Annotated in this window: 17 protein-coding genes; 8 read left to right on the plus strand and 9 right to left on the minus strand. The window is 65.4% G+C overall.

All coding sequences use genetic code 11. The annotated features are described in order from the left end of the window. Positions 1-841: 841 nt before the first annotated feature. On the plus strand, positions 842-1,075 hold the full coding sequence (locus ACQP2D_RS36115; RefSeq protein WP_433680403.1) for a hypothetical protein: 234 nt from the start codon (positions 842-844) through the stop codon (positions 1,073-1,075). A gap of 884 nt (positions 1,076-1,959) precedes the next feature. On the opposite strand, the gene ACQP2D_RS36120 is transcribed toward ACQP2D_RS36115, so the two are convergent. From ACQP2D_RS36120 to ACQP2D_RS36135, 4 genes are all read right to left on the minus strand, one after another. Further along, a complete protein-coding gene (locus ACQP2D_RS36120; RefSeq protein ID WP_433680404.1) occupies positions 1,960-4,392 on the minus strand; it encodes a hypothetical protein in 2,433 nt (810 codons plus the stop codon). Positions 4,393-4,698: 306 nt separating this feature from the next. Continuing rightward, complete coding sequence (locus tag ACQP2D_RS36125; RefSeq protein ID WP_433680405.1) at positions 4,699-6,255, minus strand: amino acid permease; 1,557 nt, start codon at positions 6,253-6,255, stop codon at positions 4,699-4,701. A gap of 141 nt (positions 6,256-6,396) precedes the next feature. Continuing rightward, positions 6,397-7,629: an alpha-hydroxy acid oxidase gene (locus ACQP2D_RS36130; RefSeq protein ID WP_433680406.1), complete on the minus strand. Its 1,233-nt coding sequence runs from the start codon at positions 7,627-7,629 to the stop codon at positions 6,397-6,399. Continuing rightward, a complete protein-coding gene (locus ACQP2D_RS36135; protein ID WP_433680407.1) occupies positions 7,626-8,096 on the minus strand; it encodes a MerR family transcriptional regulator in 471 nt (156 codons plus the stop codon). Before ACQP2D_RS36135 ends, ACQP2D_RS36130 begins: the two co-directional genes overlap by 4 nt. Before the next feature lie 200 nt (positions 8,097-8,296). On the opposite strand from ACQP2D_RS36135, the gene ACQP2D_RS36140 reads away from it, so the two are divergent. After that, positions 8,297-9,625 carry a lipase family protein gene (locus tag ACQP2D_RS36140; RefSeq protein ID WP_433680408.1) on the plus strand — a complete coding sequence of 443 codons (1,329 nt, stop codon included), beginning with the start codon at positions 8,297-8,299 and terminating at the stop codon, positions 9,623-9,625. Here ACQP2D_RS36140 and ACQP2D_RS36145 read toward each other — a convergent pair. After that, positions 9,579-10,622 (minus strand): GlxA family transcriptional regulator, encoded by a 1,044-nt coding sequence (locus tag ACQP2D_RS36145; protein ID WP_433680409.1) that lies wholly within the window; start codon positions 10,620-10,622, stop codon positions 9,579-9,581. The genes ACQP2D_RS36140 and ACQP2D_RS36145 overlap by 47 nt on opposite strands. 53 nt (positions 10,623-10,675) lie before the next feature. After that, positions 10,676-11,554, minus strand: a complete 879-nt coding sequence (locus ACQP2D_RS36150) for an alpha/beta fold hydrolase (protein ID WP_433680410.1) — start codon at positions 11,552-11,554, stop codon at positions 10,676-10,678. Between the two features lie 520 nt (positions 11,555-12,074). Here ACQP2D_RS36150 and ACQP2D_RS36155 point away from each other — a divergent pair. Continuing rightward, complete coding sequence (locus ACQP2D_RS36155) at positions 12,075-13,190, plus strand: class I SAM-dependent methyltransferase (RefSeq protein WP_433680411.1); 1,116 nt, start codon at positions 12,075-12,077, stop codon at positions 13,188-13,190. Between the two features lie 8 nt (positions 13,191-13,198). On the opposite strand, the gene ACQP2D_RS36160 is transcribed toward ACQP2D_RS36155, so the two are convergent. Continuing rightward, on the minus strand, positions 13,199-14,488 hold the full coding sequence (locus tag ACQP2D_RS36160) for a hypothetical protein (RefSeq protein WP_433680412.1): 1,290 nt from the start codon (positions 14,486-14,488) through the stop codon (positions 13,199-13,201). Next, positions 14,488-14,709 (minus strand): hypothetical protein, encoded by a 222-nt coding sequence (locus ACQP2D_RS36165; RefSeq protein ID WP_433680413.1) that lies wholly within the window; start codon positions 14,707-14,709, stop codon positions 14,488-14,490. The genes ACQP2D_RS36160 and ACQP2D_RS36165 overlap by 1 nt, the downstream gene beginning before the upstream one ends. 289 nt (positions 14,710-14,998) lie before the next feature. Between ACQP2D_RS36165 and ACQP2D_RS36170 the strand changes: the two genes are divergently transcribed. The 4 genes from ACQP2D_RS36170 to ACQP2D_RS36185 are packed head-to-tail and all read left to right on the plus strand — an operon-like array spanning position 14,999 to position 19,160. After that, a complete protein-coding gene (locus tag ACQP2D_RS36170; protein WP_433680414.1) occupies positions 14,999-16,306 on the plus strand; it encodes an ABC transporter substrate-binding protein in 1,308 nt (435 codons plus the stop codon). Positions 16,307-16,308: 2 nt separating this feature from the next. Next, a complete protein-coding gene (locus tag ACQP2D_RS36175; RefSeq protein WP_433680415.1) occupies positions 16,309-17,154 on the plus strand; it encodes a carbohydrate ABC transporter permease in 846 nt (281 codons plus the stop codon). Further along, positions 17,151-18,017 (plus strand): carbohydrate ABC transporter permease, encoded by an 867-nt coding sequence (locus ACQP2D_RS36180; RefSeq protein ID WP_433680416.1) that lies wholly within the window; start codon positions 17,151-17,153, stop codon positions 18,015-18,017. Before ACQP2D_RS36175 ends, ACQP2D_RS36180 begins: the two co-directional genes overlap by 4 nt. A 48-nt stretch (positions 18,018-18,065) precedes the next feature. Then, positions 18,066-19,160, plus strand: a complete 1,095-nt coding sequence (locus ACQP2D_RS36185; protein WP_433680417.1) for an ABC transporter ATP-binding protein — start codon at positions 18,066-18,068, stop codon at positions 19,158-19,160. Between the two features lie 262 nt (positions 19,161-19,422). Here ACQP2D_RS36185 and ACQP2D_RS36190 read toward each other — a convergent pair whose 3' ends face one another. Next, complete coding sequence (locus ACQP2D_RS36190; protein ID WP_433680418.1) at positions 19,423-20,052, minus strand: hypothetical protein; 630 nt, start codon at positions 20,050-20,052, stop codon at positions 19,423-19,425. 748 nt (positions 20,053-20,800) lie between these two features. Between ACQP2D_RS36190 and ACQP2D_RS36195 the strand changes: the two genes are divergently transcribed. Continuing rightward, positions 20,801-21,610 (plus strand): DUF1460 domain-containing protein, encoded by an 810-nt coding sequence (locus tag ACQP2D_RS36195; RefSeq protein WP_433685867.1) that lies wholly within the window; start codon positions 20,801-20,803, stop codon positions 21,608-21,610. The last annotated feature ends 37 nt before the right edge of the window (positions 21,611-21,647 follow it).

Raw genomic sequence — 21,647 nt, forward strand, 5'->3', positions numbered from 1 at the left:
GGTTCAGTGACATCGGCACCCATGGGGACGGCATGGGGTTCCGTATTCGTGGGGACGGCATTGCGTTCCGCAGCGGAAGTGGCGGACTGCGGGCGGAAGGCCTCTCTCGGTTCGCTGTCGGGGGGCTGAGGGATAGCCTCGGGTTCCGATATATCAGCCTGTGGGCGAAGCGATCCCGTTTCGGTGTCGTCGCTCGGCGGGCGAGTCGCTGCCGGTCCCGGGGTATCGCCGAGCGGAACCACCGCTGGTTCGGGAAGGTCGCTACCCGCGCCGATCACAAGGGGCTCGGTGGTGGGGGACGGTGACCGCAGCATCTGTCGCCGTGTGCTGTCGGGGTTCGGACCGAGAGACTTGGGCACCTCGACCTGTGGATGAATCAACTCTGGTCCCGCGGTATCGCCCGGCAGACGAGCCGCTGGTGAGTGCGCGGCCGGTGGATGAGCCACTGGCGATTCCGTCACGTCACCCAGCGGGGGAACTACTGCTGGGCCATCTAGTTCGCCCAACGGGCGGCCCGCCGCAGGTCCAATAGGCTCGCCACCCGTGGGGACCGCAGTGGGTTCGGCGGCGGAGCTCGGAGACTGTGATCGCAGCTCCTCACGCGGTGTGGTGTCGGGATTCGGACCGAACGACTTGGGACCCGATACGTCGATCTGCGGACGAACCAATCCCGGTTCCGCAACATCGTCTATCCGATCACCCACCAAGGGGCCCTGAGCATCAGCAAGCGGAGGAGCTGCTGCCCGTCCCAAGTTCAGCGGAGGAGCTGCTGCTGATCCCACGCTCGGCGGAGGAGCTGCCGCAGATCCCGAACCGGACGGAAGAACCGCCGCCGACGGAAGTGTCGCTGCTGACCCCGAACCCGGCGGGCGAGCCGCCGCAGATCCCGAACCCGGCTGAAGTGTCGCTGCAGATCTCGAACCCGGCGGGCGAGCCGCCGCAGATCCCGAACCCGGCGCAAGTGTCGCTGCAGATCCCGAACCCGAGGGAAGAACCGCCGCAGATCCCGAACCCGACGGGCGAGCTGGTGCGGATCCCGCGACGTCGATCTGCGGGCGATCCGCTGATCCGCTGACATCTCCCACCGAAGCCGCCGTTGGGCCAATGGATTCGCGCCCCACGGGGGTCACGGTGGGGCGCGGTGATGGGGGCTGGTGGATTGCCGATGATCGTGCTGCCACGAGTGGATTCGCTTCGGCCGCAACGGGTGTGGGCGCTTGGGTGGAGGCGGTGGCGGGTTGTGGGCGCAGGCGGACGGTGCGTTGGGTCCATGGTGTCTCTGTTTTTCGACGAGACCATGGGGTTGGCTGCGGTTTGCGAGCGTAGGCAGAGGGCTGAGGTTGCGCGACTTGCACCGGTTGCGGGACTTCCACCGGTTGCTCGACCTGCACCGGTCGCTCGACCTGCACGGGTTGCACGACCTGCACCGGTCGCTCGACCTGCACGGGTTGCGCGGGGCTGCTATGGGATGCGACCGTGACCGGATCGGCGGGGGCGGGGGTCGGGGAGGTGGCGGAATCGGCTTCCGCTGACGCGATGGCGGCTTTCAGGTCGGTGACGGCGCGGGTGGCCTGGATGATGAGGTGTTCCAGGCTTGTGACCATCGCGCGGAGTTCGCTGAGGTCGATCCGCGATCGCTGGCTCACCGCGCTCTCCTGCTCGTCATAGCGCGGTCAGGTGATGGCGGGTGTGCTGACCTGTAACCACGTTTCGCTGTCACCGGACCGCAGACGGACGGTGGCATACTTAATTTTCACTCAGGTCGCAAAACTCCCGAGATTGGGAAGGGCGCATAGTTTGCCGCCGACTTCCCGACTCAGGTCCGCGCAGTTTCAACCAGGACGACGCGAGGGTCGCCATGGGCGATCAGTTGGCCGTTGGACGATATCGCTGGCCAGCGGACCGAACCCGCCATTGGCGCGGCGCTACATCCACGCGACCTCCGCGTGCGCCGCCGATCTAATTCAACCGGCCGCCGACCCCGGCCATAGCCGACTGCCAGTCCGGACGTACCGGGTTATTTCCGGGCGGGGCAAGCGAATTCGACGGTGTGCGTTTGGCTCCGGCCGCCCACTGGTCGGTATCGGTGGCGGCGGAGATGACCCGCCTGGCATCGCGGAGCTGCTGGGGATCGGCGGGGTTGGCAAGCACATGATTGACGGCGTTCAGGGTGCGTCGCGCATGCGCGTTGCCGATCCACTGCATCATGCGCGCGGCGTCAACCTGGTCGATTCCGCTGAGTGTGCCGGTAGCGGCGCTGAGGTCGCCGTTCGTCAACTGTTGCAGCTGTTTGATCTTCGCCTCGGTCGGCATGGCCATGTAGTCGGTGACGAAATCGCGCTGTGGTCCGGTGTCGGCCCCACCGTCGAGGGTGACACCACCGGGGTTGGTGCGCTGATACCGGAATGCGGCCGCCTGCAATGTGGCCAGATCCGCGGCCACCTCCTCGGCATCGCTGTCACCGCTGATGAGACGCAATGACGAGTCCTGCGCGCGCTGTACCGCGGCGACCACGTGGCCCAGATGCTTATCGGCCAAAGTCCAGCCGGAGGCGTTCGCCTCGACAATGCCCCACGAGCGAATGGCATTGAACATGACTGCCTCGTTGGTGAATCCGGCCCCGGTGAGGGCGGCCCACGCGTCGGGCACCTTGCCGCCGACGTCGTGCAGGCCCTGCAGCGCCGCGGCCGCACCCCGCACGGTGTCGACACCACCGGCCGCATTGGCGGCACGGGTAGCGGCCATCGCGAACATCCGACGGTTCATATAGGACTGCGCGTAGAACCCCTCGGCGCCACCGACCCCCGGCGCGCCCCAGAATCCCCACTGCCCCAACTGGGCCGCACGCTCCGTGCGGGAGAACGGCCGCAGCGGTGACCGGGTCCGACCCCACAGCCATTCGGTCATCGGCGAATTGCTGACCGTACTGACCGCAGCGAGCGCGGGCAGCAGACTCTTCTTCGGCATGGAATGACCCACCCCGGCCGATCCCATCCCGAGCGCGGTCGCGCCGCCCGAACCGCGTGCGGTGTTGCCCTGAGCAGCCAGCGCGAACCGGTTCGCGATCCACTCATTGCCACGGTCCAGTCCGGCGCTGAGCCGTTTGAGCTGGAAGATCGCCACGATCTCCACCAGCGCACCGATGACGAACACCACCATGACCTGATCGCGAGCGAGCGTGAACAGATCGCGCAGAATCAGCACGTACACCCCGAGAAAGATGGTGTAGGCGGTCATTCGCGCGGCGGCCACGAAGCCGTCGACGATATTGCGGATCAGAAAGGTCTGCGTCGGTCCGTACACGAATCCGCCGGCGGCGAAGCCGAAGATCGACATCAATCCGTGGTAGATCGTGTCGAGTGCGGCCCGCATCACCTTGATGGCGAGCACGGCACCGAAGATGAGCAAGATCGAACCGGCCAGCAGCAGCAATAGACCGGTCCCGACCTGCTCGAAATTCGGACTGTCCATCGACTCCTTGGCCGCGCTGTCTCCGCAACCGCCGACGCCCCGTTTCACCCGGTCCTCGCTGCGGGCGGCGACGCCCGATGACCACGCGGCACGGCACGCCGACTGATCGTCGATCACATGCCCGAAGTTCCACACCTGCAGTGGGCGGCGGGCGAAATTGTCCGTCAGAGTGCCCTGCATGCTCGCCACGGTCTTGGCCGGATCGACGCCGTTGTCGCCGTTCAGCCCGGCCGCGACCGAAATGCCGAGATCGCGGCCCTGCGCCAGCAAACCGTTCGACGACAACACATCGGCCAGCGGCTCGGCCAGGAATACCGGCCCGAGCAGCGCGACCATCAGCATGGTCACCGCTTGCATGGTGGCCTTGGCGTGGAACCCGCGGATGACGAACCAGGCGACACAGAGCGCGCCGATCGTCGCCGCGGTCACCAGCATTATCGGCGTCGCGATCTGCCCGGTCAGGCTGTGTGCCACGCCGAGCAGCGCCTTGGCGAAGATATTCAGCCACTCGAAGCTCAAGGCGTAGCCGATGAGCCAGATCGCCGTGATCACAATGATTTTCCAGCCCGCGAACTCCAGGCCGAGCACCAGCGAGATCGCGGTATCACCCGGATTCAGTACGCCGCCGTGATCGGTGGCGAATACGTAACTGGCGGCCTCGACCCCCGACGAATCCGTGACATGGGTCCAGCCGAGCGCACTGCCCACCGACGAACCGGCGCTGTGGGTGCCGGATTCGGCAGCGGCTGCGGCCGCCGTGCCGAGCAGACCCGGGCAGATGAAGAGGACGAAGACGCCGACCAGCACCGTTGCTGTCCAGCGCCGTCGCCGTGTCGCGCGGACCCAGGCATGACAGCGCCGCAACACCGCAGGCAACTGCCAGCGCACCGGATCCAAGTGATCCGAACTCCAGATGTTCACCACCACAACCTGATTCGTTTCCGCGCACCCGAAGTGCGGGCGCGGCAAAGGGAGGATGAGCGTCGAAGCGGACAATCATCAGGGCTGCTCAACAGTCCCCGGAAGCGACCTATGAACGCTAACGTCGCGGTGTAAACGACCACCCTCGGGTCAGTGAACAACGCGCTGCGAAATACGAAGAGAGCGTTGACTTTTCGTCTCTATCGCGCCCACGGGAGTTCACCGTTTGTTCGCGTGTCCCTGCATCTGCGGCGGGTGTGGCGAATTCGGCCGCACGGAAATGGCCGTTTCGAGTTCGCGCTGGTGTCAGGAATTCCCAGCGTCCGGGTACCGAGTCGTCGGCTGCTCGACGATCACGATCGGTTCGGTGGGTGGGCCCGGGTGCGGACGTTCGGCAACCACCGGGAACTGGGCGCTGTGAAATTGGCGAATCTCAGCTATTCGCAAGACTTTTCGGCGAGCCAGGAACCAGCCGCCGACCAGGGCCGGACCCAGTCCGACCAGCATGGCGAGCACCGCCGCGCGTTGGACCATATCGCCGGTACAGGCCATCAGGATGACCACGGTTGCCAGGAACAGCAGCGTCGCCACCGTCGTATAGGGCGTGCCGGGCAGCCGGGAGTGCGGACGCCATGCCAGTCCGAGGCGCCACTGCTGCCACAGCCGCAGATGACAGAGCAGCACCGCGGTCCACGACACAATCGTGCCCAGCGCCGATACGTTCAGGACGATCTCGAATGCCTTCTCCGGCACCACCGCGTCGAGACCGACCCCGACCAATGCGATGGCACCGGTGGCCAGGATGCCGACATACGGCACACCCGTCGGCGACATTCGCGCGGCCGCGGCGGGTGCGCTGCCGTTCATCGACATCGACCGCAGAATCCGGCCGGTCGAGTACAGCCCGGCATTGAGACTGGAGAAGGCGGCGGTGAGCACGATCAGGTTCATCACCGAACCGGCCACCGGCACACCGATTCTCGCGAAGAACGTGACGAACGGACTCTCACCGGGTCGAAAGAGTGTGTACGGCAAGAGCAGTCCGAGCAGTATCAGCGAGCCGACATAGAACACGGCGATGCGCGAGATGACGGAGTTGATCGCCCGCGGCATGATGGTCTCCGGACGCTCCGCCTCACCCGCCGCGATGCCGACCAGTTCGACTGCGGCATAGGCGAATACGACGCCGATGGTGACGGTGACCAGCGGCAGCAGGCCGGTCGGGAACAATCCACCGTGCTGCGCGATCACGCCGACACCGGTCGGCGCGCCCCGAATCGTGAAGCGACCGGCGAGGAAGATCGTGCCGACGATCAGAAATCCGACCAGCGCAACGACTTTGATCAATGCGACCCAGAACTCGAGTTCACCGAACCAGCGCACCGAGATCAGGTTGGTACAGACGACCACGATCAGGGCGACGAGCGCGATCACCCACTGCGGGACGACTTCGAACGCTCCCCAGTAGCGAACATAGGTGGCGATGGCGGTGATATCGACGATCCCGGTCATGCACCAGTGGAAGAAGTAGGTCCACCCGACGGCGAATGCCAGCTTCTCCCCGTAGAACTCGCGGGCGTAGGAGACGAACGATCCGGCGGAGGGCCGATGCAGCACCAGTTCGCCGAGCGCGCGCAAGATGAAGAATACGAATACCCCGCATACCGCGTACACCAGGAACAATCCGGGACCGGCACTGGCCAGGCGCCCGCCTGCCCCGAGAAATAACCCGGTACCGATAACCCCACCGATCGCGATCATCTGCACTTGGCGCGCGCGCAACGCTCTGCGATAACCGACATCTTCGGCATGCAGCGCATCGGCGAACGTCGAGAGTTCTACTGGTCCTCGACCTGCGATCATGACCCAGCCTTCCAGTGCGGGATGTCATGTCGCGAAGCAATGTACCGTTATTTAACGGCGCATTCAACAACGTTTCATATCTGGTTTCAATGGGTACTCTAGACTGCGACCTCTGCGAAACCGATTGCAATCCAACGAATCTCAGCGGATCGGTCGATAGCGCCCGAGTAGCTGCACGTGCCGCGGTTCGAGTTCGTCGATGCTCCGGACGCCGAGCAGCTTCATGGTTCGAACGATCTGGGCGCGCAGGATGTCGATGGCCCGATCCACACCGGGTTCGCCACCCGCCATCAGGCCGTAGAGGTAGGCGCGGCCGATGAGCGTGAAACGCGCGCCGATAGCCAGCGCGGCGACTATGTCGGCGCCGTGCATGATGCCGGTGTCCAGGTGGATTTCGATATCCGCGCCGACTTCGCGCACGACCGAGGGCAATAGCTGCAGTGGCACCGGGGCTCGATCCAGTTGGCGCCCACCATGATTCGACAGCACGATGCCATCGGTGCCCAGTGCGGCCAGCCGTCGCGCATCCTCGACGGTCTGGACACCCTTCACCAGCATTCGACCGGGCCAGTGCTGGCGGATCAGGGCCAGATCGTCGAATCCGACGGTGGGGTCGAACATGGCGTCGAGCAGTTCGGCCACCGTGCCGGGCCAGCGGTCGAGGGAGGCGAAGGCCAGCGGTTCGGTGGTCAGGAAGTCCCACCACCACGCGGGTTTGCGTAGGGCGTCGATGGCTCCGCCGAGGGTGATCGAGGGCGGTACGGTCATGCCATTGCGGGCATCACGCAGCCGGGCGCCGGAGACAGGGACGTCGACGGTGACCACGAGGGTGTCGAATCCGGCTGCCGCGGCGCGGTCCACCAGGGCGAGGGATCGGTCGCGATCGGTCATCATGTAAAGCTGAAACCAATTGCGCGCAGTGGGACCGGTGGCGGCCGCGACCTCCTCGATGGCCGTGGTGCCCATGGTCGAGAGCGTGAACGGTATACCCGCCCGTTCGGCGGCGCGAGCTCCGGCCGACTCCCCCGCGGTGTGCATCATCCTGGTGAATCCGGTGGGCGCGATGCCGAACGGCAGTTGGACGGACTTGCCGAGCACGATCGCGGTGGTGTCGGTCGCGGCCACATCGCGCAGGATCTCGGGGCGGAACTCGATATCGGAGAACGCTTCTCGGGCTCGGTTCAGGCTGATTTCGGCATCGGCAGCTCCGTCGGTGTAGTCGAAGGCGACCTTGGGCGTGCGCTTACGGGCCATCGCGCGCAGATCCCAGATCGTCTGGGCACGTTCGAGTCTGCGCGCTCGACCGCCGAACGGTCGCTCGAACTTCACCAGCGGCGCGAGCTCGCGCGGGCGTGGCAGCCTGCGCGCGGTCATCGCGGGCCGGAATGGACGCCGTGCGACGCCCACAGTTTGTCGGCGTCACCGGCGTCGAGTCGGCCGCGGTAGACATCGATCTTGTGGTCGATGAGTTCCAAATTGTCCTGTAGCTCAGCGATTTTGGCAGCCACATCGGCGCGGTGGGCCACCATGAGGGCAAGTCGTTCCTGCTCGTTGCCGTGCCCGGCGGAGACCAGTTGGGCATAGTGCCGGATGGTTTTGATGGGCATGCCGGTGGCCCGCAGTCTGGTGCAGACGGTAATCCAGGTCAGGTCCACCGGCCGATAGCGCCTGCGCCCGCCATGGGTGCGCTCGATGGAGGTGATGACCAAGCCCGCGCGTTCGTAATAGCGCAGGGTGTGTGCGGTGACCCCGGTGCGGCGAGCGGCTTCGGCGATGGTCACGCCCGCCCCGGCTTCGGCGCGCGCGGACTCGGATACCGGCTGCGGTTCGACTTCGAGCACGCTCTAAATCGTAGCGTCGAAATGCCGCTGCGCGGCGCTACCACCGCGCCCCGGACCACTGCTGCTGTGCATGTGCACAAAGTCCGAGGTCCAGGCTCTGCATCCTGCCGATGGTCCAGGACCGCCGATTGCGGTGAGCTGAATCCAGTAAGCGGAACCGCATGATCGACTGGCGGATCAACGGAGATTCGGAGGATGTGATGAGGCGATCTCGGCGGCGACTCACGGTGCTGGCGGTGTCGGCGTGGATGGCATTGAGTACCGGTATCGCGGCGGCCGATCCGGCGTTCCCGCCGAATTTCCCGCCGGACCAGAATCAGCTGCCGCAGCTGCCCACCGAGCCGCAGATCTACGACCTGTTGCCGATCCCGGCACCGGATCAGGACCCGTGGTACGACGATCCCGCGGATCTCGCGTCCTATCAGCCCGGACAGATCGTGCGCAGCCGGGAAGTGCAGACACGCGTGCTCGGCATACCCTTCCCGGTGCACACCGAGCAGTTGCTGTTCCGTTCGAACGATGTGCACGACAACCCGATCGTGACCGCGACAACCGTTGTCGTGCCGGGCATTCCGTGGCAGGGCAGCGCGCGGCCGGTGCTCTCGTTCCAGGAGGCGATCGACTCCACCGATTCGGCGTGCAACCCCTCGCACACCTTGCAGACCGGCACCATGAAGGAGTCGGCGCTGGTGATCTATTGGCTGGCACAGGGTTTCGCGATCAACGTGCCGGATTTCGATGGAAAGTTCAATACCTTCAACACCTACGCCGAGGGCAAGATGGTCCTCGACAGTCTGCGTGCGATGAAGAACGATCCGACCCTGGGACTCACCGATTCCGGTGTCGCGCTATACGGATATTCCGGCGGCGGTTCGGGTTCCATACGCGCGGCCGAGCTGCGCGCCTCCTACGCACCCGATGTGCGCCTGCTCGGCACCACCATCGGCGGCACACCCGGGGACCTGGCGGCGGTGGCCCGATATGCGATCCAGCCGGAGCCCGGACTGACCGGCATCAGCAACTTCACCATGTGGCTCGGCTTCGCGAGCCTCGCCCGCGAATATCCGGATATCTTCGATCCCGCCGATCTGCTGACCGCGGCGGGTCAGCAGATCGTCGAGGACATCCAAAGTCGTTGCTACGCAACCATTGCGCTCACCGGTGCCTACCGCCCCATCAGCGCCTACTTCCAACCCGGCAAATCACTGGAGTCCGCCCCGGGCGTACTGCAGGTCCTGCAGGACAACAGCCTCGGCAAATACATTCCGGACACACCGATCCTGTGGTGGCACGGCCTGTGGGACGAACTCATCCCGCCCTCGGTGGTGTTGCCGACCGTCCAAACCTATTGGGAGCGTGGCGCGGATCTGCGCTTCTACACCGTTCCCATACCGGAACACATCGTCAACGCGGTCACCGGCTGGCCGCCGGCGGTCGCCTGGACCAGCGCCGTGCTGCGCGGCCTGGCACCAGGACCGAAGTTCAAGGCCGATTTCCAGCCGCTACCGCCGGGATTTCCTGGGAGCTGAAATGGTTTGTGCCCGTGACCGAATGGGTGATCGAGAAATGCTGTCGGTAGCGATCGGGCGTGGTGGCCAGCTGCCGGGAGAAGACCCGGTGCAGTGTTTCACCGTGTTTGTAGCCGACCGCCTTGGCGATGGCGGATACGGTCAGATCGGTCGTCTCCAGTAGGCCGCGGGCCGCCTCCACGCGCAGGTTCTCCACGAAAGCGGCTGGGGTGCTGCCGGTTTCGGTGCGGAAAGCTCGGGCGAAGGCGCGCTCGCTCAGCCCCGCCCTCGATGCCAGCGCGGCCACGCTCAGGTCCTCGTCCAAATGGTCCGGCAGCCACTGCTGTACGGCTCGGATGGCCGGAGTGCGCGCCGGCTGTGCACGCAACTGGGCGCTGAATTGCGCTTGGCCGCCCGGCCGCCGGGCGAAGACGACGAACCACCGGGCGATCAACTGCGCCACCTCGGTGCCGTGATCCGCCTCGACCAGGGCCAGCGCGAGATCGATACTGGCGGTGACCCCCGCCGAGGTCCACCGATTGCCGTCGTTGACATAGATGCGGTCCGGCTCGACGGTCACCCGAGGATAGCGCTCGGCCATCATGGCGCAGGCACCCCAATGTGTTGTGGCGTGATAGCCGTCGAGCAGTCCGCCCGCAGCCAGCAGCAGCGAACCGGCGCACACCGCTGCGACCCGTCGCGACCGCCGGGCAATGGCCGGAAGGTCGCGCACCACCTCGGCCGATACCGCCGGTGCGAAGGCGCCGTTACCCCCGATGACGATCATCGTGTCGATTTCGTCGTCACGCGCGGCGATCTCCGCCAGGGAATGTTCGACATTCATCGTCACACCGCCCTCCACCGCGATGGTGCCGGCGCGCGGCGCCGCCGTCACCAACCGGTAGACCGGCGAGCCGGTAACGGCGTTCGCGGCACCGAAAATGTCCATGGGACCGGCCAATTCGATCAGCTGGATCCCGTCGTAGACCACGAGGACAACCGTTCGGGACGTCGACACTTCCCTATCATCACCGCATGCACCCATGGCTGTCACGGCAATGTGCCAGCCGATCACCCCGCGTGCCAGGCCGGCTCGAGCAGACCGGCGGCGTGCTGGCGCAGGAACGGAATGATCAGTTCAGCGACTCGGTCGCCGAACTGGGCGTGCGGATAGTGCCCGCCGCCGTCGACGACGGCGACCTTCCCGATACCCATGGGCATCGCCGACACGATCGCCATCCCCTCGGCCTTCGGATCCGGGTAATCCGGATCCGCGGCGCCCATGATGACCAGCGCAGGACGGTGGACGCCGGACAGCGCGGCCTCGGCGTCGGCCGGAGTGGTCCTGCCGGTCTTCATGAATTCGGCCCACCGGCCGGGTTTCCGCAGGGTCCGCATCAGGTCGTCGAGATAATCGGTGAAATCGTCCGGCTTGGTCGGATAGGCGAAGTCGAGGTATCTGCGCCACAGTCTCGGCGAACCGAGCAGCAGCGTGCCCATCAATCGCATCAGCCCACGGCGATACCGCGGCACGGTGAACAGGGCACCCATGTCCAGGTGCTGGGTCTTGGTGAACGGGTTGATCTCGATAATGGCCGCGACCAGTTCCGGCGCCTCGGCCGCGGCGATGGTCGCCGCGCCGCCGGACAGCGAGTGCCCGACGATCGCCGCGGGTCCGCCGAAGTATCGGATCACGCTGAGCAGGTCACCGGCGACATCGGTCCGGCTGATGGCCGCCTTCCTGGTGACCGAGGGCCAGCCGAGGCTGGATTCGCCGTGTCCGCGCAGGTCGGCGTTCACCACCCGGTATCCCGCGGCGACCAGTGGCGGTACCAGATGGCGATAGTCGTGCCGCGAGGTACCGATGCCGTGTGAGAGCACCACCAGCGGCCCGTCTCCGATGACATCGCAGGCCAGGCGCCCTTCCTCGAAAGTCACGAACTCGGTCATTTGCTTACCTTCCAGGCGATTTCGATCGTCGCGACGTGCGCGACATGGGTCGAATTGAACGCCGGAAAACAGCGGCTGTCGGTAGGCCAGGCGGGATCGGTCATAGACACAGCGGATTTCGTCAGTGACTGACCCGATCGGCCCCTGGCCCAGGAGACCTGCGGGTAAGGCGACCTGCACCGATGTCAGCGCGGTCGTCGGATCCTGTCGCCCGCCATGCGATGGCAGGATCACGAACGCGTCCGGTCGCTCCAGGCCATGGCCGAGTGCCCGAAAACGATGGCCCCGCGCCGAGCGGGAGCCACCTTGCAGCTGGGCGACCCCCTGAATAGACTGTGATGCGCGTCACAATCAATGGGCGTGGGTCTCCGACAGCACCGCGGGTGGGGTGGACGTCGCAGCGAGAGTGGGGGCGCGGATCGCAGGACCGAGGAGAACGATCATGTCCGGACTGGCGCACAACCGCTGTGTCATGCTCGACCGGCAGGGCGTCGCCGACTGCGCCGAGGCGTGAAACGCCATGTCGGACAACGCACGAACGCGGGCAGCCAATGGCCGCGCTCCTGAGGCGGATCCGGAATTCGGCACGCGCGCCGAGGCCTTCGGCACCCGGATGCTGGACATCGTCAATGACGGATTCCTGGCACTGATGATCAGCATCGGCCACCAGACCGGCCTCTTCGACACCATGAGCACGATGCCGCCCGCGACGAGCGCGCAGATCGCCGAGGCCGCGAAGCTGAACGAGCGATATGTGCGCGAATGGCTCGCCGCACTCACCGTCGGACGGATCGTCGATTACCACCCCGCCGATCGCACATACGCGTTGCCTCCGGCGCACGCCACCGCGCTGACCAGGGCGGCCGGCCCGGACAATATCGCCTCCTTCACACAGTTCGTGCCGCTGGCCGCGAGCGTCGAGCCCGAGATCATCGACTGCTTCCGCCACGGCGGCGGCGTCGAGTACGCGAAGTTCGGGCGATTTCAGCAACTCGCCGCGGAGGAGAGCGCCGCGGTTCATGACGTCGCGCTGATCGACGTCACCATCACGCTGGCGCCGGGATTGCCCGAGCGGCTACACCAGGGCATCGTGGTCGCCGATATCGGCTGCGGCAGCGGGCACGCCATCAACCTGTTGGGCAGGGAATTTCCCAATAGCCACTTCGTCGGCTACGACTTCTCGGAGGAAGGGATCGCGGCGGGCCGCGCGCAGGCGCGGGCGATGGGCCTGGCCAATACCAGTTTCGAACTGCGCGATGTCACATATCTGGCCGAATCCAAGAGATTCGACCTGATCACCGCCTTCGATACGATCCATGACCAGGCCCATCCGGAACGGGTGCTGCGCGGCATCGCCGAGGCATTGAAAGACGACGGCACCTTCCTGATGGTGGACGTGCGGGCCTCCAGCAACCTGGAGGAGAACATGGACCATCCGATGGGGCCCAGCCTGTACGGCATCTCCACGATGCACTGCATGACGGTGTCGCTGGCACTCGACGGCGACGGCCTCGGCACGATGTGGGGCGAACAGCTCGCGACCGGCATGCTCCGCGCAGCGGGCTTCGCGTCCATCGATATCGAGCACGTCGAAGCCGACATCCTCAACAGCTACTACGTGGCAAGGAAGAGTTGAGTGCCGGATCAGTCCCAGGTCTGCGCGGCGTCGTACCGACGGCGCATCTGACGTCGCCGGTAGAACACCTCGTCGACCGACAGCGTCGTCGCGGCAGCGATCGGTGCCAGCTGGATATTCAGCCCGAGGGCTCTGATGCGGTGTTCCAGATCGATGCGGCGCTCCGGAGGCAATGCGGACCACATCGCTTCGAATCGGGCGCGCACATCGACGTCGGTGGCCGCGATCAGGCGCAGCAACAAGGGCCAGAAGTGGGCGTCGGTGGCGATACCGGGCAATGCGGCGACCATCGCGTCGCTCAACTGCGCGAGCAGGGCCACCGTGCGGTGCTGGATCCCGGCGTCGGCATTGACCATCAGGTTGAACAGTCCACGCCACAGCTCGGATTCGATCCGGCCCTCGAGGCCGCCGATGAGTCCGGCCAGCGCCGCATCGTTCGCCAGGATCGGATTCACGGCCACGGTACCCAGCCCCCACGGGCTCAGGTGTCCGACGAACGTCAGCAACTCCGGCACCGCACCAGCCCGCAGATAGGTGGCGATGAGATTGCCGATCAATTCGACCGATCCGACGCCGAACAGCACATCGCCGATCGCCGCGATCAGATCCGGGTCGCAGCGCGCGAATACCGACAGCGCGGCCAGTTGCAAACCCGTCGACCCAGTGAGCACGGTATGCAACATCCGCGGCATCCGTTGCCGCGGCCCGGCCAGCAGTTGGCGCAGGATGGCGCTCACACCATCGACGGAATAGGCATAGGCGGCGGAGAAGATCAGGCCCTCGTCATCGAGCACACCCTGTTCGATGGCCAGCACCAATTCCGGTGTGGCAAAGGCATCGAGGAATGGTCCGGCGGTGATGTAGTCCTTGCGCGCCAGCATTTCGTTGAGGATGCGCACGATCGGTTCCGGTGGCGCCACATCGGCGAGTTGGCCGACGGTACGCGGATCCATATACGGCGCACAGTCGGCCACGTACGCGGGCGCGAGCATGGCAACCGTCTCGGCCGCCTTCTTCGGGTGGTCGACGCCGACCGCGCCCGCGGCCCGGCCCGTCATCATCGGTGGCACCAGGCGCTGCACCAGCGGCATCGAGATGCGCAGCGGAATGATCGGCACCAGTTTGCTGATCCGCTCGAAGGTCTCGTTGTGCTGATCGAAGATCAGACCGGCCAGCCGTTCCTGGAGTTGGTGCAGATTCTCGCTGCCCAACCGCTCCAGATGCGCCAATCGCTCCACCGGGGCGTGCAAAGTTCGTGACAGCAGCACGATCTGGGCACCGGTTACCAGATCACCCATCAGCCGAGCCGACTCCCGAACATGATCTTCTTCGTCACCGCGCGAAACGGTCGGGGCAGGGCACCGACCATCTCGTCGATGGCCTCGATCAGTGCGGCCGTCTCCAACTGCTTGGCCGCGCGGAACATCGCCAGCAGCTCGGCGGCCTCTTGTTCGGTGAGGAACCCGGCTGCCGCCAATGGCCCGCGTAGTTCGTGTTCGAGGTCGGACCTGGCGGTCATACGGCTACTCGTTTCTTCATGTATCCCAGCGTTACTCACTCGTGAAGGCTTCGAGCATAGGTGCGCCGACCGCCCGGCGTGGCCGTGCGTAAAGAATTCGTTATCCAAAGAAGTTCATAACTTTTTGAGAGGTGTGACTTCCTTTTTATTTGCGCCGCAACGCAACTCGGATTTTTGTCCCCAGTGATGGGAAGTTGCGCGATCGGCCCATCGCGGACATCTGTTTGTATCGGAGCATGATGGATTCGTGTCGGCTCACCCGGGTTCATTCCTGCGCCGGGAACCACCCGTGCCCACATCGGGCCTGACGCGCCGATCGTTCCTCGGCGCGACCGGCCTCGGCGCGGTCGCGCTCACCGCCGCGTGCACCGGCTTCGCCACCACCGGCAGCGGCGGCATGCTCTTCCTGTCCACCCAATTCCGGCCCGCCGACGAGGCCGAACGTTTCCGCGGCCTGCTCGGCAAGACCGCACCCGGCGTCAGCTATGTGACCATCGAGGAAAGCCCGTTCGCCAGCCAGGTGCGCAGCCAGGTCGGCGCGGGTTCGACACAGGTCGGTCTGCTCGGCGGTCTGCACGGTGATATCGCACCGCTGGCCGACGGCTATCTCCAGGACCTCACCGGTTTGCTGACCGACCTCGGCAACCGCGGCTGGCCCGCCGCCTACCTCCAGCTCGCGAAGGCAGGTACCGATCGGACCTGGTATATCCCGTGGGCCACCGCGAGTTACGTGCTCGCCGCGCACGCCGACGCGCTCGAACACCTGCCCTCCGGCGCGGACGCCGCGGCGCTCACCTACGACCAGTTCCTCGACTGGGCCATCGCCGCACGTCGCGCCAATGGCAACCGGCCGATGCTCGGCCTGCCCGCCGGTCCGAAGGGTCTGCTGCACCGGTTCACCCAGGGTTATCTGCTGCCCTCGTTCACCGGCGGCCAGATCACCACCTTCCGTTCGGATGCGGCCGTCACGGCGTGGCGGTACTTCCGCGAACTGTGGGCCAACTGCGCCCAGGCGAGCACGAACTACGACTTCATGCAGGAACCGCTGGCCAGCGCCGAGGTGCGGATGGCATGGGATCACGTCGTACGCCTGGTCCACGCGCCCGAGCGCGACCCGCGCAACTGGCGCATGCTGCCCGCGCCGCGCGGTGCGCACGGCCTCGGCTATATGGCCGTGGTCGCCGGACTCGCGATTCCCAAGGGCAGCACCGATGCCGAACTCGCCCAGCGCACGATCAGCGCGCTCACCAAGCCGGAAACCCAGATCGAGCTCTTGCGATCCAATGGCTTCTTTCCGTCCGTCGATACCGCCATCCCGGACGATCTGCCGCCGGCGGCGAAACTCGAGGCCGATGCCGTGCACCGACAGCAGCAGGCGCAGGGCGCGATCCTGTCGCTGCCGCCGGTCGGCCTCGGCCAGCGCGAGGGTGAGGTGAGCAAGGTGTTCAAGGACAGCTTCCGCTCTATTGTGTTGGACGGAGCCGATATTCGAGCCACGCTCGACCAGCAGGCGCGGGTGTTGCAGGGCATACTCGACGAGCTGAAGGTGCCCTGCTGGGCACCCGACCCGGCCGCCGAGAGCTGCGGGGTGGAGTAGGTATGCGCGCCCGACTCGGCTCCCCCTGGATCCTGCTGCTGCCCTCTATCGTGCTGCTGGCCGCGCTATTCGGCTGGCCGCTGGTACGGGCCGTGGTCGACGCCTTCAGCGATGGCAGGGGATTCACCTTCGAGCATTGGCGGCGCTTGTTCGATGACCCGTATTTCCTGACGGCACTGCGCAATACGCTGCTGCTGATCGCTATCGTGGTGCCGATCCAGCTGGTGCTCGCGGTCGGTATGGCCCTGCTGATGCAGGCGCGGCCACGATTCGCTGGCGGCCACTTCTACCTGTGGTGCGTGCCGCTGGCGATCTCCGAATTGGCCGCCGGTCTGGTGTGGCTAACGATCTTCGGCAATCGCGGCTATCTGAACTCCCTGCTGGTCTGGCTCGCCCTGTCGCAGGACGGCGTGCAGTGGCTCAACTATCAGCACACCGGCACGATGCTGCTCGCGGTGGTCGTCGCCGAGATCTGGCGGGCGACGTCGCTGGTATTCGTCATCGTGGTGGCCGGGGTGCAGCTGATCCCGCGCGACTACGACGAGGCCGCGCAGGTATTCGGCGCCAATTTCTGGCAGCGGCTGCGGCATGTGACGCTGCCGCAGCTCGGGCCGAGTCTGCAGGTGGCGCTGATCCTGCGCACCATCCTGGCGCTACAGGCGTTCGCGGTGGCGCAGGCGCTCACCGGACGCGACTTTCCGCTGCTGGTCGGTGAGACCTACGAGTGGTACTCGAATCTGCAGAACCCGGCCGTCGCGAGCGCCGTTTCCCTTGTGGTGCTGGCGATCTCGCTCGCTACCGCGGTGTTCTACCTGCGGACCGTGCGGACACCGGAGGGATCGCGATGACCGAGCCGACCGCGACACCGACCGCGCTGCCGCCGATCGACCGCGCGCCGCTGCGCCGGCGGCGGTGGCGCGCCATCGGCGTGCAGGTCGCGTGCATCGCGGTGACGCTGTTCATGGCGCTGCCGATCGTGCTCATCGGACTCGCCGCGGTGTCCTCGCGCGACGCGCTGAACGAGTTCCCGAAACCATTGCTGCCCAGCGAATTCTCCACCGAGACACTGCATTCGTTCTTCCGGGCCACCGGAACCTTGCCAGCGCTGGACAACTCACTGCTGGTCGGTCTCTACACGGTGTTCTGGTCGCTGGTCATCGGCGCACCCGCCGGATACGCGCTGGCCCGCAATGCCTTCCGCGGTAAGGACACCTACCAGGTATTCATCCTGTTCGTGCGCGCACTGCCGATCGTGGTGCTGTCGGTGCCGCTGGCCACGATGTTCTTGCGGTTGGACGTCTACGACACCGTCTTCGCGGTGACGCTGGTGCACACCACCCTCGCCCTGCCGACCACCGTGCTCATAACGGCCAGCATCTTCGTCGCGGTACCCGCCGACCTCGAGGAGGCCGCACGGGTATTCGGCTGTACGCGCTGGCAGGCCGCGCGCACAGTCGTTGTGCCGCTGGCGCTTCCCGGACTCGCGGCGGCGTCGATCTTCACCTTCGTGCTGTCGTGGAACGAGATCCTCGGTGCGACCATCGTGACGCTCGGCCATCGCACGCTGCCCGCGCAGGTGCTCACCACGCTCGGCGAGGCGTCGACCCCGTACCGGTTCGCCGGCGGCTTCGCACTGATCATTCCGGCGTTGGCGTTCATCTTCGTCATGCGGCGCTACCTGGTGAATATGTGGGGGACCACGCTGAGATGACAGAGGTTTCCGGGATGACACGGCTTCGCGGATGACAGAGGTGTGCTCATGGCTGAAGTGATTCTGCGGGATCTGGTGAAGACCTATCCCGGCGGCTCGACGCGCGCCACCGACCAGGTCTCGCTCGAGGCGTCCGACGGCGAATTCATGGTGCTGCTCGGGCCGTCCGGCTGCGGTAAGACAACCCTGTTGCGCATGATCGCCGGGTTGGACCTGCCGGATTCGGGGCAGATCGTGATCGGCGGCAAGGACGTCACCTACCTGGAACCCCGCCGGCGCAACCTGTCGATGGTGTTCCAGTCCTATGCCGTATTCCCCAATAAGAAGGTCGCCGACAATATCGGCTTCGGCCTGCGCGTACACGGCGTACCCGCCGATGAGATCCGTCGCAAGGTCGCGTGGGCGGCGGATCTGCTCCAGCTGACGCCCTACCTCGACCGGTATCCGGCGAAGTTGTCCGGCGGCCAGCGCCAGCGCGTCGCGGTGGCGCGGGCGATCGTGATGGATGCCGATGTGCTGCTCATGGACGAGCCGCTGTCCAATCTCGATGCGCTGCTGCGGCTTTCGTTCCGCGCCGAGTTGAAGAAGCTGGTCGGCCAGCTGGGTACCACCACGATCTACGTCACCCATGACCAAGTGGAGGCGCTGTCACTGGGCGACCGTGTCGCGGTGATGCGCGATGGGACGATCGTCCAATGCGGCCCGCCGACAGCGGTATACGACGGTCCCGCCACCGAATTCGTCGGCGGCTTCCTCGGCAGCCCGCCGATGAACTTCCTCACCGGGACCGTCGAGGTGGACGATGCCGGACCGCGCATCGACCTGGGCGGGCAGTCGCTGCCCGTACCCGCGGGGCTCGCATCGTTGCGCGGCCGCAAGCTCGATCTCGGCATCCGGCCCGAGGCGATTGTCGTGGGCGCGGAGAACCCCGACGACAATGCACTCGTCGGCGAACTCCAGGTGCTGGAGCCGCTCGGCTCGTCGACCCTGTTGACCACCGACGTCAGCGGTCAGGTGGTCAAGGTCCAGGCGCGGCCGAGTTTCCGAGCCGACCAGGGCAGTGAACTGAAGCTGTACCTGCCACCGCTGGCCTGCCGCTGGTACGACCCGGAAACCGGATTATTGCTGGAACAATCAGCTTAGATATCCGGTGCTGACCTCACCGTATCCGATCAATTCAATGGACGGATATTTGCCGATATGTCCGATTCGATCCGATGACACTGCTCCGATCGATGGCCCACCTCGATCTGCGATGCCGAGGGCGCGCTCGGCCTGCTGAAGAATGAGACAACTCGGGGAGCACAATCGATGAACGGCGAGTGCGCGCTGCGCCTGCCCGGGCATCAGTTCACCCGGATCCGAAAAACAATCGCCCAAGTTGGATATGATCGATCGCATTTCGCTAACCAACTCTCGCCGGTACGAGGGCGGATTCGGCAATTCGGCCGCGGCCGACGGTAAGCGTCACCAGACCAATATTTCCGATGGTGGTGATCAATGGACCAGCAACCGTGGCGAATTGATATCCACTCGACAGCAACACCCCGAACACCCCGAGTGCCCCAGCGAAGGCATTCGCCGCGAACATTTGCCAGGTTTCTTCCTGGGGTTTCGACCAGGCATGTCGCAGCGTGGGGACGGTGGCGATGAGATTGGCGCCGATGGCCAGCAGCGCACCGAAGGTCTTCTCCGAAATCTCCACGGTGACCAGCACACATGCAATGGACGAGAGCAGACACGCCCAATCTATGTTGTCCCCTGGCCGCAGACTCACCCCACGCCGCAGACCGAGGGCGATGACTGCGGCGTTCATAGTTGCCGACGCGGCATTGATACCGGCCGCGAGATAAGCCCCCGCGAGATACGCGACCACCGCGAATACGGTATTTGCCGTACACCACGCCACCCACGACGCCATGCGCGGGCGCGTACCACCGTCCAGAATTCCGGCCAGATATGCGATGACCCCATACAATGAGATACCGACGCTGACACAGGCCGCCGACGAGCTCAGACTCCAAAACCCACTCACGTACACCATTCCTCAGATATTTTTCGCGCGCGGATATGCGCAAGACGGCCAGAAGTGGCGATTCGACCCGCATCCGAACACACCGAAGGAGACCGCATCCGGCGCGACGGTGGAAACCGGATCCTGCCCTTGGTAAACGCTTCGGGATGTTTTGTTCGTGCGCTATCGAAAAATATCCTCACACGCCGATTCCGGCGTCACAAATCCAGAACCCACGCCGTAACGAACCTTAACGAAGGCTTCACCACGATAGCCATCACGGGTAACTGACGCTTAACAGAGCCAGGGCACCCGAAATGTAATCCACATCATGCGTGTCGGTCTCGAAGGCGCCATGAACACACGAAGACCCCAGCCGGAGCTGGGGTCTCCCGTGGTCGCGCCGACCGTTGTGCGAGTCGAATCCTCTGCACCCCGGCCTCGATAAGTGAGCCTGCCACATCCGCCGGGAATCAGCGCGCCGAGTGCGGCAGGTACGGCCGCGGGGCACGCGCGTGCATCTGTACGACCGCGCTCACGACGCTCGTTCAGGCGTGTTCGTCGCCCAAGGCCGTCTTCAGATAACGAAATGGCAACATCGAGACGTGTCCGTGACCAAACTGTTCGACTCGGAATGTCCGACTCACTTCGGAAGCCACGGCGCGATCGTCAAGAGCCCGTGGGATTTTCGAGTTCGATGCCGGTTTCCGGCAGCGTCCGGACTACGGTGGCAGCAGTGATCGCGACCGTGCACCCGGCTGGAGGCTTCTTGCGCACCATCGCTCGCATACTGCTCGTCCTGCTGGCGCTCGTCGGCATTGCCTTGCCGACGCTGCCCGCGGCGGTCGGTACGCCGAGCGCAGCCATCGATGACGTCACCGCGCGGAAGATCGATGAGTTGCTCGCATTGCGGGCGGCCACGCCGGGCGCGCGCGGCAAGGGCGAATTGATCGACCTGCTGTCGAGTCGGTTCCTCGACACGCCGTACGGCGCGGACATGCTCATCGGCTCGGCGAGTCAGCCCGAACAGCTGGTCATCGATATGCGGCGGGTGGATTGCTTCACCTACCTGGACTACGTCGAAGCGCTCAGCAGATCCACCGATCGGGATCAGTTCGTGGCGCACCTGATCGAGACCCGCTACACCGACGGACGCGTCGAATTCCAGCAGCGCAAACACTTCTTCAGCGATTGGTCGCATACCGCGCGCATCGCCGCCACCGATATCACCGCGGCGCTCGGCACCGCCGCCGTGACCGTCACCAAGCGCCTCAATGCGAAAGCCGATGGCGGGCAGTACCTTCCCGGCCTACCGGTGGTCGATCGCGATATCACGTATATCCCGAGCGGCGCCGTCGGCGAGACCGTCATCGCCCAGCTCCGCACGGGCGACTACATCGGCGCCTACGCCGACCAGCCCGGCCTGGACGTCACCCATGTGGGTATCTTCGTCATGACACCCAACGGCCCGGTCTTCCGCAACGCTTCCTCCTTGGCCGCCAACAACAAGGTCGTCGACTCGCCCTTCACCGACTACGTCCGCTCTACGCCCGGCATCGTCGTCCTGCGCCCGCAATAGTCACCGGGCCGCCGGATCGGCAGCGCCGTCGACAGCT

Origin of the sequence: Nocardia sp. CA-119907, from assembly GCF_050955995.1 — a bacterium.
In the GTDB taxonomy this organism is placed as follows: Bacteria; Actinomycetota; Actinomycetes; order Mycobacteriales; family Mycobacteriaceae; genus Nocardia.